The organism is Micromonospora sp. NPDC051141 (genome assembly GCF_044455765.1).
Taxonomy (GTDB): domain Bacteria; phylum Actinomycetota; class Actinomycetes; order Mycobacteriales; family Micromonosporaceae; genus Micromonospora.
In genome coordinates, this window is record NZ_JBITFD010000006.1 from 88,193 (window position 1) to 104,272 (window position 16,080).

The 16,080-nt window shown below is 74.5% G+C and carries 14 protein-coding genes; 5 read left to right on the top strand and 9 right to left on the bottom strand.

Going from position 1 to position 16,080, the window contains the following annotated elements:
- Nucleotides 1-2 precede the first annotated feature (2 nt).
- Entirely contained in the window at nt 3-821 is an 819-nt protein-coding gene (locus tag ACIA6B_RS13885) for a 2-hydroxy-acid oxidase (protein WP_396773290.1), read from the top strand.
- A 35-nt stretch (nt 822-856) separates the two neighbouring features.
- Nucleotides 857-1,801 carry a GIY-YIG nuclease family protein gene (locus ACIA6B_RS13890; protein WP_396773292.1) on the top strand — a complete coding sequence of 315 codons (945 nt, stop codon included), beginning with the start codon at nt 857-859 and terminating at the stop codon, nt 1,799-1,801.
- Nucleotides 1,802-1,994: 193 nt separating this feature from the next.
- On the opposite strand, the gene ACIA6B_RS13895 is transcribed toward ACIA6B_RS13890, so the two are convergent.
- The 7 genes from ACIA6B_RS13895 to ACIA6B_RS13925 form a co-directional block, all read right to left on the bottom strand.
- A complete protein-coding gene (locus ACIA6B_RS13895) occupies nt 1,995-2,207 on the bottom strand; it encodes a helix-turn-helix transcriptional regulator (RefSeq protein ID WP_396773294.1) in 213 nt (70 codons plus the stop codon).
- Nucleotides 2,208-2,550: 343 nt separating this feature from the next.
- On the bottom strand, nt 2,551-3,573 hold the full coding sequence (locus ACIA6B_RS13900; RefSeq protein WP_396773297.1) for an aminotransferase class I/II-fold pyridoxal phosphate-dependent enzyme: 1,023 nt from the start codon (nt 3,571-3,573) through the stop codon (nt 2,551-2,553).
- Nucleotides 3,570-4,847, bottom strand: coding sequence for an FAD-dependent oxidoreductase (locus ACIA6B_RS13905; RefSeq protein ID WP_396773298.1), 1,278 nt, complete (start codon nt 4,845-4,847; stop codon nt 3,570-3,572). The genes ACIA6B_RS13900 and ACIA6B_RS13905 overlap by 4 nt, the downstream gene beginning before the upstream one ends.
- A complete protein-coding gene (locus ACIA6B_RS13910; RefSeq protein WP_396773300.1) occupies nt 4,844-6,544 on the bottom strand; it encodes a prenyltransferase/squalene oxidase repeat-containing protein in 1,701 nt (566 codons plus the stop codon). The genes ACIA6B_RS13905 and ACIA6B_RS13910 overlap by 4 nt, the downstream gene beginning before the upstream one ends.
- Nucleotides 6,541-7,569, bottom strand: coding sequence for a UbiA family prenyltransferase (locus ACIA6B_RS13915; protein WP_396773302.1), 1,029 nt, complete (start codon nt 7,567-7,569; stop codon nt 6,541-6,543). Before ACIA6B_RS13915 ends, ACIA6B_RS13910 begins: the two co-directional genes overlap by 4 nt.
- Nucleotides 7,566-8,585: a polyprenyl synthetase family protein gene (locus ACIA6B_RS13920; protein ID WP_396773304.1), complete on the bottom strand. Its 1,020-nt coding sequence runs from the start codon at nt 8,583-8,585 to the stop codon at nt 7,566-7,568. The genes ACIA6B_RS13915 and ACIA6B_RS13920 overlap by 4 nt, the downstream gene beginning before the upstream one ends.
- A gap of 209 nt (nt 8,586-8,794) precedes the next feature.
- Entirely contained in the window at nt 8,795-9,817 is a 1,023-nt protein-coding gene (locus tag ACIA6B_RS13925; RefSeq protein WP_396773306.1) for a methyltransferase, read from the bottom strand.
- A 159-nt stretch (nt 9,818-9,976) separates the two neighbouring features.
- Between ACIA6B_RS13925 and ACIA6B_RS13930 the strand changes: the two genes are divergently transcribed.
- Nucleotides 9,977-10,840 carry a TauD/TfdA dioxygenase family protein gene (locus tag ACIA6B_RS13930; RefSeq protein WP_396773307.1) on the top strand — a complete coding sequence of 288 codons (864 nt, stop codon included), beginning with the start codon at nt 9,977-9,979 and terminating at the stop codon, nt 10,838-10,840.
- 9 nt (nt 10,841-10,849) lie between these two features.
- Here the strand turns inward: ACIA6B_RS13930 and ACIA6B_RS13935 are convergent, their stop codons facing one another.
- A complete protein-coding gene (locus ACIA6B_RS13935) occupies nt 10,850-12,043 on the bottom strand; it encodes a cytochrome P450 (protein WP_396773309.1) in 1,194 nt (397 codons plus the stop codon).
- Between the two features lie 144 nt (nt 12,044-12,187).
- Between ACIA6B_RS13935 and ACIA6B_RS13940 the strand changes: the two genes are divergently transcribed.
- On the top strand, nt 12,188-13,369 hold the full coding sequence (locus tag ACIA6B_RS13940; RefSeq protein ID WP_396773310.1) for a nucleotide disphospho-sugar-binding domain-containing protein: 1,182 nt from the start codon (nt 12,188-12,190) through the stop codon (nt 13,367-13,369).
- 22 nt (nt 13,370-13,391) lie between these two features.
- Nucleotides 13,392-14,594 carry a cytochrome P450 gene (locus tag ACIA6B_RS13945; protein ID WP_396773312.1) on the top strand — a complete coding sequence of 401 codons (1,203 nt, stop codon included), beginning with the start codon at nt 13,392-13,394 and terminating at the stop codon, nt 14,592-14,594.
- A gap of 15 nt (nt 14,595-14,609) precedes the next feature.
- Here ACIA6B_RS13945 and ACIA6B_RS13950 read toward each other — a convergent pair whose 3' ends face one another.
- The gene (locus ACIA6B_RS13950) at nt 14,610-16,022 is read right to left on the bottom strand and encodes a condensation domain-containing protein (protein ID WP_396773314.1); all 1,413 of its coding nucleotides are present in this window, start codon (nt 16,020-16,022) and stop codon (nt 14,610-14,612) included.
- Nucleotides 16,023-16,080 lie beyond the last annotated feature (58 nt).

A 16,080-nucleotide genomic window follows, 5' to 3' on the forward strand; every position in this document is an offset into this window, starting at 1 on the left:
TGATGGGCACCGACCTGCACCTGATCCGGGCCGCGCGCCGGGAGTTCACCGGCCCGGCGGTCCTGCTCGACGATCCCGTGCTGCGCGAGCGTGCCGCCGAGTACCTGACCGACCTGGTACGCCCGTACGGCCTGCGGGTCGACGCGGCGGCGCGGGGCCAGTCCTACGGGGAGATGGCCGCCGAGCTGATCGGGGCGCTCGTGCCCGAGGACGAGCCGGTCGACCTGCTGGTGCTGGCGTTCGCCGTGCACGACGCGCTGCCCGGCCGGGCCACCGCGGCCTACCTCAGTCACGTCTGCCCCGGCACGCCGATGTCCATCGCGCTCTGCGACCAGGGGTCGGCGGCGGCGTTCACCGGGCTGCGGATCGCCGGCGCCCACGCGTACCGCCGGGCCCTGCTCATCGTCGTCGAGCAGTCCGTGCTGCCGTACGACCCGGGGGTCGCCGTGCCGGACCGGCACCGGGCGGTGGCGCTGTTGCTCGGCGACGGCCCGGCCGACGACAGCGCGCGGGTGACAGCGGTCCGGCAGCACGCGGACGTCGGGCCTGACGACGTGGCCGCCCTGGCGGCGGTCGAGCTGCGCGCGCTGGGCGCGGGGCGCGCGGACGTCTCGGTGGTGCTCGGCACCAACCTCGCCGCAGTCGGGGCCCTGCTCGGCGGACCGGTCACGGTCATGCCGCCGGGGCAACCGTCCACCGGCGTCTGGTGGGCGCTGCTCGACCAGTTGGCCAACGGCGCCGCTGCTCGGGTGGTGGTGGTCGACTACGACGCCGAACTGCACTACCTGTGCCTGGTGGCGACCTCCACTGACCGCCCCTGATGGGATCGGCCGCAAGTAACCTACCGTTGTCCGGCATGGACGGTGGCGAGATCACTCGACTGAAGGTGGACGGGTTGCACTCGATCGCTCACCTCCTGCCCAAGGCGGGTGGCCGGTGCGGGGTGTACGAGTTGATCTTTGCCGATGGCCAACGCTACGTGGGACAGGCGGTGGACGTCGTGACGCGGTTCTGTGCCCATCGCCGGACCTGGTCCGACATCGTCGAGATCGCCTTCCGGCGGGTCAGTCGCAGTCAACTCGACGAGGCGGAGCGTGACCAGATCCACCGGCGCGAGGCGGCCGGGGTGCAGCTTCGCAACGTCGTGCACACCACCGGCCGGCTCAGCGTCAGCGAACTGGACCTTCTCCTACCCCCGGCGGAGCAGCAGCGCTGGCTGACCGACGACGAGCCGCAGCCCGTCGCCTTCGCTGACCGGCCGATCGATTCCGCCCTGCGCCACCGCACGAGCCACCGCTTCAGCCGCCTGAAGGCCGACCGCCGATTCACCGACGAGTTGGCCCGCCTGGTGGGCGCCTACCTGCGCGCGACCATGCCGGCGCCCGCACTGACGGAGCTGAGCTACTGGACGGTCAGCGCGCTCCCGGGCACCAACGCCGGCGCCTACCCGCGCCTGCTCACCGTCTCGGTGCACGCTCTGGAGACCCTGTACGTCTGCCACCGAAAACACACCCCGCAAGAACTGGAGATCCACCTGAACATCGACCGGTCCGCCGCACGTTCGCGTCTTCGAGCCCGCCTCGGGCTGGCGTTGATGCACACGGCCGAGGCCCGCTACCGGATCCGCCCTGGAGTGCTGGGGCTGCGCTTCACCTCGACGCGATCCGCCCACGACGCGCTCACCAGGCCCGGCATCATCAAGGCTGCCCGAAAGCTCAACCTGGACCTCATGCGCAAGGGGCCGGCGCTGAACTGGAAAACCCACTGCCCGGACCTCGTCGAGCACGTCCTTTCCATCTGACCCACAACGTTCCACCAGACGTCGGGTGACCAGCCCTCGGCGGGCCCGGCTCTCCGGGACGACGTCGCCCCGCGAGCACGGCAGATCGCTGGCATGCGGATGCGGCCTGCTGCCGAGGACCCCGGTGCGGCGAATGGGCGCCGGCGTGGCCCCGTCCGGGTGCGTATAGCTGGGCCCGACGCGGACCGTCGCGTCAGGGCTGTTCGTCGTCCCCGCCACGGGGCTGGTTCGGCCGGTACCGCCTGATCCAGGCTTCGACGTCGGCGCGGTCCCACACCCGGACCTTGCCACTCGCCACCGTGTCGATGGGGTTCGGGAAGGTGGACCGGTTCGTGATCTCGGTCGCCCGCGTGCGCGACACGCCACCGAGCATGTCCGCGATATCGGAGAGCGCCACAAGCCTCACACCGTGACCGTATGCACGTGACTGGCGTACACGTTGCCACTTGCAACATTGACGGTGCGCACGTTACAGGGGAGGCTGGTGGGGCACGTCCGATGAGCGGTCCGGGTGCCTGAACGAAGTTCGGTGCCCGGATCCGCATGTCTCGGGAGAAGCATGATCGAGAGAGAATCACCCCGGTCAGAGTGGGTGCCGGAGCTGGCGAAGCGGATCATCCGGCGGCACTGGATCCTGGGTCACTGCCATCGGTGCCACGACCGGACGGACGGCTGTCCGTCCCTGCGCTGGGCACGCGACCGCCTGACGGCGCGGCGGTCGGCCGCCGCCGCGCGGTCTCCGCGCTGACTCAGAACCCCTCGTCGAGCGCCGCCCGGACGAACGCGCAGAGCCGCTCGTTCGCCTCGTCCGAGCCGACCGTGATGCGGACACCGGCGCCGGGCAGCGCCATCACCAGGATGCCGGCCGCCCGGGCCCGGTCGGCGAACGGCGCCGCCCGCTCCCCCAGCGGCAACCACACGAAGTTGGCCTCGCTGGGCGCCACGGTGAGCCCCAGGCCCCGCAACGCGTCGACCAGGCCGGCGCGCGCCGCCACCAGGTCCGCGCACCGCCGGGTCAGCTCCGGCGTGACCTCCGGCGCCAGGCTCGCCACGGCCGCCGCCTGGGCCAGCGCGTTCGGGAAGAACACCGCCCCGGTCAGCGCCGCCGCCGGGAGCAGCCGGGGCGGCACCACGGCGTAGCCGACGCGCAGCGCGGCCAGACCGTACGCCTTGGAGAAGGTGCGCAGCACGCAGACGTTGTCGTACGCCCGGAACAGCTCCATCCCGTCCGGCGCGTCCGGGTCGGTGACGAACTCCCGGTACGCCTCGTCCACGATGACCGGGACGTCGGCCGGGATCCGGTCGAGGAACGCGCGCACCTCGGCGCGGCGCAGCGCCGTCCCGGTCGGGTTGTTGGGGTGGCAGAGCAGCACGCAGCGGGTCCGGTCGGTCACCGCGTCCGCCATCGCGGGCAGGTCGTGGTCGTAGCCGTCCAGCGGCACCGGCACCGCGGTCGCGCCGGCGTTGCGGACGATCAGCGGGTAGCCCTCGAACGACAGCGCCGCGTGGACGACCTCCGGCCGGGGGCCCAGCGACTGCACCAGGTGCTGGCACAGCCCGGCCGAGCCGGGGCCGACCAGTATCGACTCCGGTCCCACCGCCAGCTTGGCGGCCAGCGCGGCCACCAGCGCCGACGAGGTGCGGTCCGGGTACCGCTGGAGGGTCGCGGCGCCGTCGGCGACGATCCGCCGGATACCCGGCAGCGGCGGGTACGGCGTCTCGTTCATCGACAGGTCGACCGGCGGCGTGTCGACGGCGGTGGCAGGCGTCATGATCGCTCGCTTCTGGACGGGGCCGGCGGGGACGGGACGCGGGCGTGCCGGTCGGTGAGCAGCCCGAGCTGGTAGAGCCGGTCGACGAGGGAGAGCGGCCGGACATCCGTGCCGGAGAGATTGCCGGCGGTGAGCCCGAGCAGCCTCGGGTTGGCGGCGGTGCGGCGCATCATCCGTACGCCGAGCAGTTTCGGCAGCCCGGAGACGCTGGTGATCATGCGGGAGGCGTTGTGGCTGACGGTCGCGACGTGGTCGAGGCGGGGCCGACGCGCGGCCTCGAAGGCCCGCAGCGCCCGGTCCACCGCGGTCGGCGCCGGCGTGCCGCCCTCGGCCGCCAGGCTGGCCGCGAGCGTCTCGGCGTCGCCCAGGGAACTGTTCACGCCCTGCGCGGCCATCGGGTGCACCGCGTGCGCCGCCTCGCCGACCAACGCCAGGCCGGGCACGGCCAGGCGGTCGGCACGCAGCCGGTAGACCGCGAGGAGTTGGCGGCGGTGCAGGCTGGCCCGGATCGCGGCGCCGATCGGCCGGACCGCCGGCACGTCGGCGAGCAGCCGGTCGCACCACGCGCCCAGGTCGGCCCGGCCCCGGAACTCGTCCCCCGTCACCTGGACGTAGAGCCGGCACCGCCCGCCGGGCAGCGGGTAGACCAGGCACAGGCCGCGCCCGGTCCGGTAGGCCGTCACCTCGTCGGCCACCTCCGCGTCAGCCACGTCGAACGCGACCAGGCCGTGCGGGTACTCGCGGCGTTCGACGGTCACGCCGGCCGCCCGTCGCAGCGGGGAGGACATGCCGTCCGCGGCGACCACCAGCGCCGCCGGAACGTCCTGCTCGCCCCCGTCGCCGGCGACCCGGACGCCGGTGACCCGGCCGTCGTCGGCACGCAGCGGGCCGGTCACCCGCCGACCCCACCGGACCTCCACGGTGGCGGGCAGCCTGTCGGCGAGCACGCCGCGCAGGTCGCCGTAGTCGGCGCAGAGGATCTCCCGGTACCCGCCCGGCAGGCCGGCGTAGTCGAGGCAGAGCAGCGGCCCGCCGTCCGGGTCCCGGATGGCCAGCCGCCCGACCGGGCGGGCGCCGGTGGCGCGCAGGGCGTCGAGGACCCCCCACGAGTCGAGGATGCGGACGGTCTCGGGCTGGAGGATCTCGCCCTTGGCGATCGACGCGGGGGTCCGCTGGCGGTCGAGCACGAGCACCCGCAGCCCGAGCGCGCCCAGCGCGCGGGCGCTCGCCAGGCCGCCGGCGCCGGCGCCCACCACCACGACATCCGGGCTCATCGGGCCACCGCGCCGGGCGCGACGTCCGACCGCCCGGCGGTGGCCCGGCGGTACTCGCCGAGCGCGCGCAACGCGACCGCCTGGGTGATCACCGCGTTGGGGTAGCGCATGTGGTGGCGGATGTAGTTGCACACCCGGGCCGCCGGCCACCCGCCGTCCGGGCCGGCCGCCGCCACCAACCAGGCGACGCCCCGCTCCACGGCGGCCTCGACGTCGGGATCGCCGGTGGCGAGCAGGCCCTGCACGGCCCACGACGTCTCCTCGACCGTGCCGGGGGTGCCGTCGCCCGGGCCCCACGAGCCGTCCGGCAACTGTGTTCCGCGCAGCCACCGGACCGCCCGTCGCACCACCTCGTGCCGGGCGTGGCCGACCCGGGACAGCGCGCCCACCACCACGGCGGTGCCGGAGGTGTGGTCGCGGTACCAGAGGTTCTCGAACGTGCCGTCGGGCGCCGCGCGGGTCAGCAGCCAGGCCGCCGCCCGGACGATCGCCGGGTGGTCGTCGGGATGGCCGGCCTCGTGCAGGGCCAGGATCGCCTGACTGGTGATGGCCGGGCAGGGACCGTCGTTGGCGAGCTGCGTGTCGCGGACCCACAGGCTCCACGAGCCGCGGCTGTCCTGGCGGTCGACCAGCCAGGCCAGGCCGGTACGCAGCACCGGGTCGGCGGCGGCGTCGGGATAGCCGGCGAGCGCCGACAGGATCTCGGCGGACTCCAGCGTCACCGGCCAGCCGCCCACGTTGGAGTAGCTCCACCCGCCCGGCGGCACGTCCAGCACCTCGAACGCGGTGGGCTTCTGGGTGGCGTGGAAGACGTCGCGGGTGGCCCGCAGCCGCGGGTCGGCGGCGTACCCGGCGGCGATCAGGCCGGTCACCGCGTACCCGGAGCGGGTCAGGTCCAGGTTCGTCACGGCGTCCCAGGCGCCGTCGGGGCGGACCGCCCGGCGCAGCCAGCCGACCACCGCCTCGGCGATGTCCGGCGCCTCGCCGCTGCGGGCCAGCCCGAGCAGCACCAGCGCGGCCGGCCACGGGTCCTCGCTCAACGCGCCGGTGCGGCCCTCGTGGTCGAAGATGGAACGCAGCAGGCGTACCGCCACCGGGCGGGCCCGGCGCAGCGTGGCCCGGCGCAGGCGGCCGGCGGGCAGCAGGTCGGCCTGCATCAGGGCGAGACCGATGAAGGGCGCGGTGCGGAACGACAGCCGCCGGCGGCGGACCCGGTCGAACAGCACGATCTCCAGCGGCAGCCGGCGCAGCGGACCGGCCTCGGCGGTCATCCCGGCCATCGTGAGCAGTTGGCGGCAGAGCAGCGAGATGGCCCGGTCGGTGACCGCGTCGACGCCGCCCATCCCGGCCAGCCGGGCCCGGCCGGCGGCGATCGCCTCGGCGCTGGCCACCGGGGCGCTCAGCGCCAGCGCCGCGACCGCGACCGCGGTCGGGACGACCTCGCTCTCGGCGCCCACCACGCCGCCCCAGCCGCCGTCGTCGTGCTGCTGCCGGCGCAGCCAGCCGGTGCCGGCGTCGACCAGGTCGGCGCTGCCCACCGGGTCGGCGGCGTGCAGCGCGGCCACCGCGCCGGCGGTGCCCAGCACCGAGGCCGGCGGATCGTCGCCGAAGACGCCGTCGGGGCGTCGGCGGCGCAGCAGCGCCTCGGCGCCGGCGGTGATCGCCCGCCCCACGGCCTCGGCGGTGACAGCGGTCATGGCGCGTCCTCCAGGGACATTCGACGAGGGCTGGCCAGGGCCAGGTCGGCGGGGGCCGGCCCCAGTTCGTGCCGGGCGCGCATGCCGCGCTGCGCCCACCAGGTCAGCGCCACCATCGGCAGCGCGAGCGCGAGTTGCACCGCGACGCCGAGGCCGAGCCCCACCACGGCCGAGGCCAGCACGACCCGCTCGACGACCAGCACGGAGTGGGCGCGCAGCGCCACCCTGACGGGCATGTCGGTGTGGTGCGCCAGCAACGGCCGCAGCGCGGTGAGGCCCACGACGCCGACGACGAGCAGGGTCGCCAGGTAGCCGGCCCGCCCGCTCCGGTCGGCCAGCAGGCCGGCGGCAAGGGCCGCGCCGAGCGTGCCGGCGTAGAGCGCCAGCACGGTCCGGACCGCGACCGGGACACCGCGCCCGACCGGCAGCGTCCGGTAGCCGCCCGCACGGTCGCCGTCGATGTCCCGCAGCGCCCCGACGAGGTTGGACATGGCGTCGTGCGCCCAGAACGCGACGGTCAGCGCCAGCAGGACGGGCAGGACCGCTGACGGGTCCGCCGGCAGCCCGACGGCGAGCGCGCCGTAGAGCAACGCGACCGCGCCGAGCCCGCCGCGCACCAGGTTGCCGGCGAACCCGCGGGCCTTGAACCAGCGGCTGTAGGCGACGATGCCGCAGCCGGCCAGCAACGCCGCCGTCGTGGTGCCCCAGCCGCCGGCCCCGGCGAGGACCGCGAGGATCGCGAAGCAGGCGAAGCCGCAGACCAACGCGGTACGCGCGCCCAGCCGGCTGGACGGGATCGGCCGGTGCGGCTTGCTGCCGGCGTCCAGTTCCCGGTCGAACCAGTCACCGAGGTAGTGGCCGCCGAGCCAGCCGGCGGTGGGCGCCGCCCAGGCCGACAGGAGCCGCCACGGATGGTGGGCCCCGTCGACCACCGCCGCCCCGCCGAGACCCACCAGCCCGACGTACCAGAGCGTGTAGGGCCGCCAGGTCTCCACGTGCGCCCGCAGCGCCCGGGCGGCCCTCACGCCATCTCGCTCGTCATCCAACGCGCGATGCTGGCCAGCACGTCCGCGCTCGCGGAGGGGGCGAGCACGGCCAGTTCGGCCCGGGCCCGCTCGGCGTGCTCCGCCATCCGCCGACGCGCGCCCTCCACCGCGTCGACGTCGCGGAGCAGGGCGGTGACCCACTCGACGTCGCCGGGGCCGGCGCCGCGCCGGTGCAGCACCGCCATCAGCTCGACGCGGGCGGTGTCGGTGGCCGCGTCGTACGCCAGCAGCAGCGGCAGGGTCGGCCGGCCGTTGTTGAGGTCACTGGTCGCCGGCTTCCCGGTCTGCTCCGGAGTGGCGACGTAGGACAGCAGGTCGTCGCGGATCTGGAACGCCGTGCCGAGGTGCTCGCCGTAGCGGGCCAGCGCGGACGCCACGCCCGGTTCCGCGCCGCCGAGCAGGGCGCCGACGTGGCACGCGGCGCGGAACAGGGAGCCGGTCTTGAGGCGGATCATCTCCGCGTACCACCGGGCGCCCGCGTCCAGGTCGCCGACGAGCTGGGCCTCGACGGCCTGGCCCCGGCACAGATCCTGTCCCGCCTCGGCCAACGCGGTGACCGCGGCGACGACGTGGCCGGGCGGGACCGCGCCGCCACCGTCCACGATGGCCTGGAACGCCTGGAAGATGAGGTGGTCGCCGGTCACGATGGCGTTCGGGATGCCGAACGCGACCGGAACCGCCGGCCGGCCGCGACGCATCGTGTCGGCGTCGATGATGTCGTCGTGCACGAGCGTCGCGACGTGCAGGTATTCCATGCCGAGCGCGGCGGCGAGCACGTCCCGGGGGGACCCGCCCACCGCCTGGGCGGCGTGCAGCGTCATCATCGGGCGGAGCAGCTTGCCGGGGGGCAGCAGCGCGTACCGGGCGATCGCGTCGGGCTGCTCGGTCGTCTCCGGCCACCGCCGGAGGAGTTCGGCGTGCAGCAGCCGTCCCGATTCGCTGCGGGCGAGGTCGTCGATGAAGGGCGGATATTTCGTGAAGCCAGCAACCGTCATGACGCGTCGACCCTTTCACGAAGGCTCGGCTAGTCGCCACGCGAGACGTTACCGGCCGGAACTCCCGCGAACAACCATTGATAAATGTGCCGATTCATGGGTGGAGGCGAATACGATGACGATATTATTCGGCAAATTGGACGATGCGCAGTCAAATCGTCGACGGCCCGGCGCACCGGTGGGTAAGGGACGTGTGACGGCCCGACCGGTCAGGCGGGCGCGAACTCCATCAGCGTGAGCCCGTCGGGGCCGTGCCAGGTGCGCCGCGGCGCCAGCCCCGCGGCGGCGGCCAGCGCGGCGTGCTCGGCGGCGCTCCGCTCGCGACCGCCCACCAGCACCAGCATCCGCAGGTCGTACGGGGACAGGTGCGGCACGTGCGGCACGGTCGGGAGCACCTCGATGACCAGCACCCGACCGGTGTCGCCGGCCGCCTCCGCGCAGCGGCGCAGGATCGCCGTCGCGTGCTCGTCGCTCCAGTCGGTCAGCGCGCGGGACACCACGTAGACGTCCGCGCCGGCCGGCAGCGGGGCGAAGAAGTCCCCGACCACGCCCGTGGCCCGGTCGGTGAGGCCGTGCTCGGCGAACGTCGCGACGGCGGTCGCCACCGGCTCGTCGCGGTCGACGAGCGTGCCGCGCAGGTGCGGGTGGGCGCTGAGCAGTTCCCGCAGCAGCCCGCCGGAGCCCCCGGCGACGTCGACCACGTGCGTCACCTCGGCCCAGGGGTAACGCGCCGCCACCTCGGGCGCGGTGAACAGCTGCTGGCTGAGCATCAGCGCGTCGAAGTAGGCGCGGTGGTCCGGGTGGGCGTCGAGGTCGGCCCAGAAGTCCCGGCCGTGCACCGACCCGTAGCCGGGCCGGCCGGTGCGGATCGCGTGCGGCAACCCGGCGAAGGCCAGGTCCATCCGCGCGCCGAGACCGCCGAGGTCCAGGTCGGCGCCGTGCCCGCCGCCGTTGCGGTCGCAGAGCAGCTCACCCGCGTCGGTGAGGGCGAAGACGTCCGGTGACACCTCGACGAACACGCCCCGGTGGGTCAGGTAGCGCAGCAGCCGGCCGAGCGCGCCCGGGTCCGCGTCGCACGCCGCGGCCAACGCGTCCAGGCGCGTGACGCCGGCCGCGATCCGGTCCGGCACGCGCAGGGTCACCGCCGTGCGTACCGCGAACGGGGTCGCCAGATCGGTGAGCCGGTCGAGCCGCGCGGCGGCGTCCCGGTCCACGTTCGCATCGAGCGCCACGAGTCTCCCCTCCCCCACCGACGGGCCCGGATCATGGCCCGCGGCCCCGAATGATCCCAAGCCGGCCTCCGGCGCGTCAACGACGACGCTGGTGAGGACATTCACGATCGTGGAAGAATGCGGCGACAGGGCCGTCGCGCGCAGACCGGAGGACCATCGATGACCACTTCCACCGCCGTCGACGTGCGGCTCGTCGCCGGAGCCCTGGGCGCGCAGATCCGCGGCATCGACCTCAACACGCTCACCGACGCCGGTTTCGCGCTGGTCCACGACCTCCTGCTGAAGCACCAGGTGGTGTTCCTGGCCGGCCAGACCGGGCTGACCCCCGAGGCGCACGTCGCGTTCGGCCGCCGCTTCGGCGAGGTCGAGCTGCACCCCTACCTGCCCCGGCTGGAGGGGCACCCGGAGATCGTGGTGATCGACTCCACCGACGGCGGCAAGGTCGACGTCTGGCACACCGACATGACGTTCCACCAGAGCCCGCCGATCGCGTCGATCCTGCACCTGATCGAGCTGCCGGAGGTCGGCGGCGACACCATGTGGACCAACCAGTGCCGGGTCTACGAGGCGCTCTCCGCGCCGCTGCGCGACCTGCTCGACGGGCTCACCGCCATCCACGTCATCCGGATCGGCACCGAGTTCACCAGCCGCGCCGAGCACCCGGTGGTGCGCGTGCACCCGGAGACCGGGCGTCGCTCGCTGTACGTCAACCGGCTCTTCACCTCGCACATCCCGCAACTGACCCGCACCGAGAGCGACGCGCTGCTGGAGCACCTGTTCCGGTTCTCCGAGAGCCCCCAGTTCACCTGCCGGTACCGCTGGCAGGTCGGCGACGTCGCGGTGTGGGACAACCGGGTCACCCAGCACTACGCGATCAACGACTACGACGGTCTCCGGCGCGGGCAGCGCATCACCGTGCTCGGCGACCACCCGGCCGGCGACCCGCCCCGGTGGGAGCACTACGCCCCGGCGCCGGGCGAGCGCTACTGGCCGGACCGGGTCAACGCGGTGGAGAGCTACTGACCGCGTCGCTCACCAGGTGACCGGGAACGACGCGATGCCGCCGTTCATCCGGTCGTGCCGCCACGGGATGTCCTCGACCGGCACCGCCGGCGCCAGCTCCGGCATCCGGTCGAGCAGCACCCCGAGGGAGAGTTCCACCTGCATCCGGCCCAGCGCCGTGCCGAGGCAGAAGTGCGGCCCGAAGCCGAAGGTCAGGTGCGGCACGGTGGGGGTCCGGTCGATGTCGAAGACGTTCGGGTTCCGAAAGTGCCGGGGATCGCGGTTGCCGGCCCAGGGCAGCGCCATCACGCACTCCCCGGCCCGCATCACGACCCCGCCGAGGACCAGGTCCTCGCGCACCACCTGGACCCGGAACATGCTGCTCACCGACGTGTAGCGGAGGATCTCGTCGGTCGCGGCGGACAGCTTCTCCGGGGCCGCGCGCAGCTTCGCCAACTGCTCCGGGTGCTGGAACAACGCGCGCAGGCCGGCACTCGTGGAGTTGATCTCCAGGCCGCCGAGCAGCACCCCCATCGCCAGCTCGACCAGCTCGGCGTCGACCAGCTCGTGCGCGTCCTGGCCGCGCACCCACGCCGAGAGCAGGTCGTCGCCGGGCGCCGCCCGCTTCCCGGCGAGCTGCCCGGCCAGGTAGGCCCGCAGCTCGGCCTGCGCGTCGGCGGCGCCGGCGGAGCCGTACGCGGTGATCGAGTTGAGGCCGGAGATCCAGTCGTAGAAGCGGGGGCGGTCGGCGACCGGCACGCCGAGCACCTCGCACACCACGTGCACCGGCAGCGGCGCCACCAGTCCGGCCACCAGGTCGGCCGGGCGGGGACCGGCGAGCATGGCGTCGACCAGACCGTCCACCAGCCGTCGGACCCGGGGCCGGAACGTGTCCATCCGGCGCGCGGTGAACGCGCGGCTGGCCACCCGGCGCACCACCGCGTGCGCCGGACCGTCCATGTTCAGCTCCCGTGGGCCGGTGGCGCCCGACGCCTCGGTCGCGCCCAGCGGCAGCCGGGAGAACCGGGCGTCGGCCAGCACCGTGCAGCAGTGCTCGTAGCTGAGCACCAGCCAGGCGGCCCGGCCGTCGGGCAGCCGCACCCGGCTGATCGGGTCGCTGACCACCATGTCGAGCAGCTCGGCGGGCAGGTCGCCGGTGAACGGCTCGAACGGATAGGCGCGCGGGCCGGAATTGACGGCCACGTCGAGGTCCACGTCGGACATCGGGTAAGACTCCAACACCCGTTAGTCCGGCGTCAATATCTGTTGACGGTGGCGGCGACCTTCCGCGTACGGACGTCCATCGCCTAGCATCTGTGGTCCGGAGCTGCCGTTTCACGTGCGGATTGGTCGGATTTGACTGCGCCTTTGCGAATTCTGATGTCGACGTGGGGCTGGCGGTCGCATTTCTACAGCCTGGTCCCGCTCGGTTGGGCGCTCCAGGCGGCCGGGCACGAGGTGCGGGTGGCCAGCCATCCCTCGCTTGTCGCGGCGATCACCTCGGCCGGGCTCGCGGCGGTGCCGCTGGGCGAGGACGTCGACTTCGCCGAGGCGTTCGCGGGACGGATCGGCGCGGTGGGCGACCTGGACCGGCCCGGGGCCCAGCCGGCGGACCGGCTGGAACCGGCGATCACCGCCGACGGCGGCGTGGTCCGGTTCGCCGACGCCCTGCTCGACGACCTGGTCGCGTTCGGCCGGGTCTGGCAACCGGACGTCCTGGTCTGGGAGCCGTTCAACCTGGCCGCGCCGGTGGCCGCCGCCGCGCTGGGCGTGCCAGGCGTGCTGAACCTGTGGGGGCCGGACTCCTCGGTGACGCTCCGCCTGGACCCGGATTCGGTGCTCGGGCCGCTCGCCGCCCGGTTCGGGCTCGCCGCCGCCGACGTGTCACCGCACGGCGACCTGACGCTCGACCCGGCGCCGCCGCCGCTCCAGGCGCCGACCGCCCGCCCGGGGCGGCCGGTGCGCTTCGTGCCGTACAACGGCACGGCCGTGCTGCCGCCCTGGCTGCACCGGCCGGCGGCCCGGCCGCGGATCTGCGTCACGGCCGGCACCATGATGGCCGGCGTCGGGCTGCACGACCGGCTGGACCTGAGCCGCGTGATCCGGTCCGTGGCCGAACTGGACGCCGAGGTGGTCGTGGTGGTCGAGCCCCGGCAGCAACGCGGCCTGGGCCCGCTGCCGGCGAACGTCCGGCTGGCCGACGCGCCGCTGGCGATCCGGCTGGTGCTGCCGACCTGCGCCGCGCTGGTGCAGCAGGGCGGGGCCGGCACCACCATGACCGCGCTCGCGTACGGCGTGCCGCAGCTCATCCTGCCGCAGGTCAGCGACCAGCACTTCAACGGCGAACGGCTGGCCGCGACCGGTGCCGGCGCCTGGTTGGCGCCCGAGCACGCCGACGGCGCGACGCTGCGCGACGCCGTCGGCGAGCTGATCGGTGACGGCCCGGCGCGCACTGCCGCCACGTCGATGCGGGACCGCATCCGCGCGCTGCCCAGCCCCGCCGAGGTGGTGCCGGTCCTGACCGCCCTCGCCCGGCGCACCCGGACCTGACCAGCCGCCAGAGGAGTCGCAGATGACGCAGCCGCAGCCCGTTCCGTACCCGCTCGCCCCGGCTCCCACGATCTACCACCCGTCACCGGACTACACCCGGTTGCGGGAGACCTGCCCGGTGGCCCGCGTCGAGCTGCCCGACGGGGCGTCGGCGTACCTCGCCACCCGGCACGCCGACGTCCGCCGGGTGTTCACCGACCACCGGTTCAGCCGGGCCGCCGCGGCCGGGCCGAACCGGCCGACCCGCGAACTCGGCTCGCTCGCCGAGGACTCGCTCATCGGCATGGACCCGCCCCGGCACACCACGATGCGCCGGGCGGTGTCGCACGCGTTCACCGTGCGCCGGGTGGAGGAGCTGCGCCCGACGGTGGCGGCGCTGGTGGCCGACATGATCGACCGGATGGAGGCGGCGGGCCGCCCGGCCGACCTGATCACCCACCTCTCCGCGCCGCTGCCGATCTACGTGATCAGCAAGCTGTTCGGCATCCCGGAACGCGACCAGGAGCGGGTCCGGGAGTGGTCCGACGCGCTCGTCGGCGACTGGGACGCCGATCCGGCGGCCCCGCAGGCGGCGCTGGACGCGTTCCAGGAAATGATCACCGAGCGCCGGCGCCGGCCCGGCGACGACCTGATGAGCGCGCTCATCGCCGCCTGGGACACGCACGAGGACCTCACCGAACGGGAGCTGGTGTCGGTCACCGCCGGCATCTTCGTGGGCGGGCACGAGACCACCACCAACCAGCTCAACCTGTTCCTGCTGGTGCTGGCCCGCCACCCGGAGCAACTGGCCGGGCTGCGCGGCGACGACCCGGCCGCGGTCGCCCGCGCGGTCGAGGAGCTGTCCCGCTTCATCCAGCTCGGGGACAACGGCGTGCTGCTGCCCCGGGTGACCACCGAGGAGGTGGAGCTGGGCGGCGTACGCCTGCCGGCCGGCTCGGCGGTGATGCCGGCGATCGCGTCGGCCAACCGGGACGCCACGGTCTTCCCCGACGCGGACACGCTGGACCTGGCCCGCGCGCACAACCCGCACCTGGCGTTCGGCGCGGGCCCGCACCACTGCCTCGGCGCGGCGTTGGCCCGGATGGAACTCCAGGAGGCGCTCGGCGCGCTGCTGCGCCGGCTGCCCGGCCTGCGGCTCGCGGTCGACGAGTCGGAGCTGCGGTTCCGGCCGGGACTGGTGGTCCGCAGCCTGGAGTCGTTGCCGGTGACGTGGGACGACAGGTGAGCGCCACGCGACCGGTCAGTCGCCGGCCGACCCGGGCGTGACCCGGGTCGGCGCCGCCGCGTCGAGCGCCGCCTCCACGGCGACCTCCTCCACGCCCCGCAGCAGGCGCTCCGCCTGCGCCTCGGTGAAACTCGCGAAGTCGAAGATCACCTGGAGGTGCACGGTCCCCGGATGGTCCTCGACCGTGATGAACGCCTGCTCGGGAAGGTGGTCCAGCGGGCCGTCCCAGACCAGGAACGTCTCGGCGGCCCGGCGGCGGAACGTGTCCGCGGTCACCGGCTCGTCGTGGGCGTGGTCGTCGGCCGCCGCCCGGGTGGTCACCCGCCGGTCGTTGATCCGGCAGCTCACGCGCGCCGGGTAGCCGCGCTCCGCCTCCAGGCGGGCCTCGGTCTCGGCGAGCTGCGTCGGGTCGTAGTAGGCGTACATGCCGGCGGTCATCGAGGCCCGCCGGGCCCGGGACACCACCTCGTCCACTGTGGTGTCGGCGGTGTCGACGGTCAGCACGCCGTTCTGGCTGAGCGGGGCGATCGCGTCGGCGAAGCCCGGCCGGAACCGGTTGCCCACGATCAGCTTCGCGGTGAGCGGACTGACGCCGGTGGCCCGGCCGATCGCGACGGCGATGACCGCGAGCAGGACGCGCGAGGTGTCCGTCCGGGTCCGCCGGGCGACGGCACGCACCGCGAGGTACGCCGCGGGCGAGCTGAACCGGCCGTGCCAGTACCGGTGGCCCTGCCGACCGCCGCCGGGCCGGGGCGGGCCGAACGTCAGCGGCGGGACGGACCGCAGGTGCGACGCCCAGTGGCGGACGGCCCGGTCGCTGACCCGCCGTAGCGGCGGCGTCTCCTCCCGCCGCCCGAGGTCGAGGATCTGCACGGTGCGCGGGTCGTGGCCACGGCGGACGGCCGGCCCGACCAGCCCGAGGTCCGCCAGGAGCAGCGACGTGGCGGTCCCGTCCACCACCAGGTGGTCGAAGGTCAGCACCCGGTGCACCGGCGCGCCCCGGTGCCGGACCACCGCCATCCGCACCGACCAGTCGCGGTACAGGTCGTAGGGGGCCAGCAGGCGGGCGTGCCCGAGCTGGTAGGCGAACGTCGCCACGTCGGCCGGGTCGGCGTTGTCCGGCACGTCCACCACGTCGAGCACCGTCTCCCCGGCGGCGGACACGACCTGGCACGGCCCGCCCCGGTCGTCGGTGCCCAGCCGCATCCGCAACGCCGGGTGCCGGGCCAGCAGGTCGGCCAGCTCCGCCGCCATCTGCTCGACCGTGACGCCGGCCGGCACCGGATGGGCGCCGCTGACGTTGTGCGTCCACCCGGTCTCCCGCATGTCCTCAAGGATCGCCTTCTGACCCCAGGTCAGCGGCGCGGTCCCGGCCCCGGGGCCGGCGAACGGGACGGGGATCCGCACCTCGGCCGTCTGCGCGATCACCGGGCTATCAGAGCAACGCGCATCGGCACGTGTCAACGCCCGGACGGACCGTTACGCT

What these genes read in the sequence shown, in the direction of transcription:
- ACIA6B_RS13905 (WP_396773298.1), bottom strand. Translation starts at nt 4,847, where the DNA reads ATGAGCCCGGATGTCGTGGTGGTGGGCGCCGGCGCCGGCGGCCTGGCG.
- ACIA6B_RS13920 (WP_396773304.1), bottom strand. Translation starts at nt 8,585, where the DNA reads ATGACGGTTGCTGGCTTCACGAAATATCCGCCCTTCATCGACGACCTC.
- ACIA6B_RS13900 (WP_396773297.1), bottom strand. Translation starts at nt 3,573, where the DNA reads ATGACGCCTGCCACCGCCGTCGACACGCCGCCGGTCGACCTGTCGATG.
- ACIA6B_RS13930 (WP_396773307.1), top strand. Translation starts at nt 9,977, where the DNA reads ATGACCACTTCCACCGCCGTCGACGTGCGGCTCGTCGCCGGAGCCCTG.
- ACIA6B_RS13890 (WP_396773292.1), top strand. Translation starts at nt 857, where the DNA reads ATGGACGGTGGCGAGATCACTCGACTGAAGGTGGACGGGTTGCACTCG.
- ACIA6B_RS13945 (WP_396773312.1), top strand. Translation starts at nt 13,392, where the DNA reads ATGACGCAGCCGCAGCCCGTTCCGTACCCGCTCGCCCCGGCTCCCACG.
- ACIA6B_RS13885 (WP_396773290.1), top strand. Translation starts at nt 3, where the DNA reads ATGGGCACCGACCTGCACCTGATCCGGGCCGCGCGCCGGGAGTTCACC.
- ACIA6B_RS13935 (WP_396773309.1), bottom strand. Translation starts at nt 12,043, where the DNA reads ATGTCCGACGTGGACCTCGACGTGGCCGTCAATTCCGGCCCGCGCGCC.
- ACIA6B_RS13910 (WP_396773300.1), bottom strand. Translation starts at nt 6,544, where the DNA reads ATGACCGCTGTCACCGCCGAGGCCGTGGGGCGGGCGATCACCGCCGGC.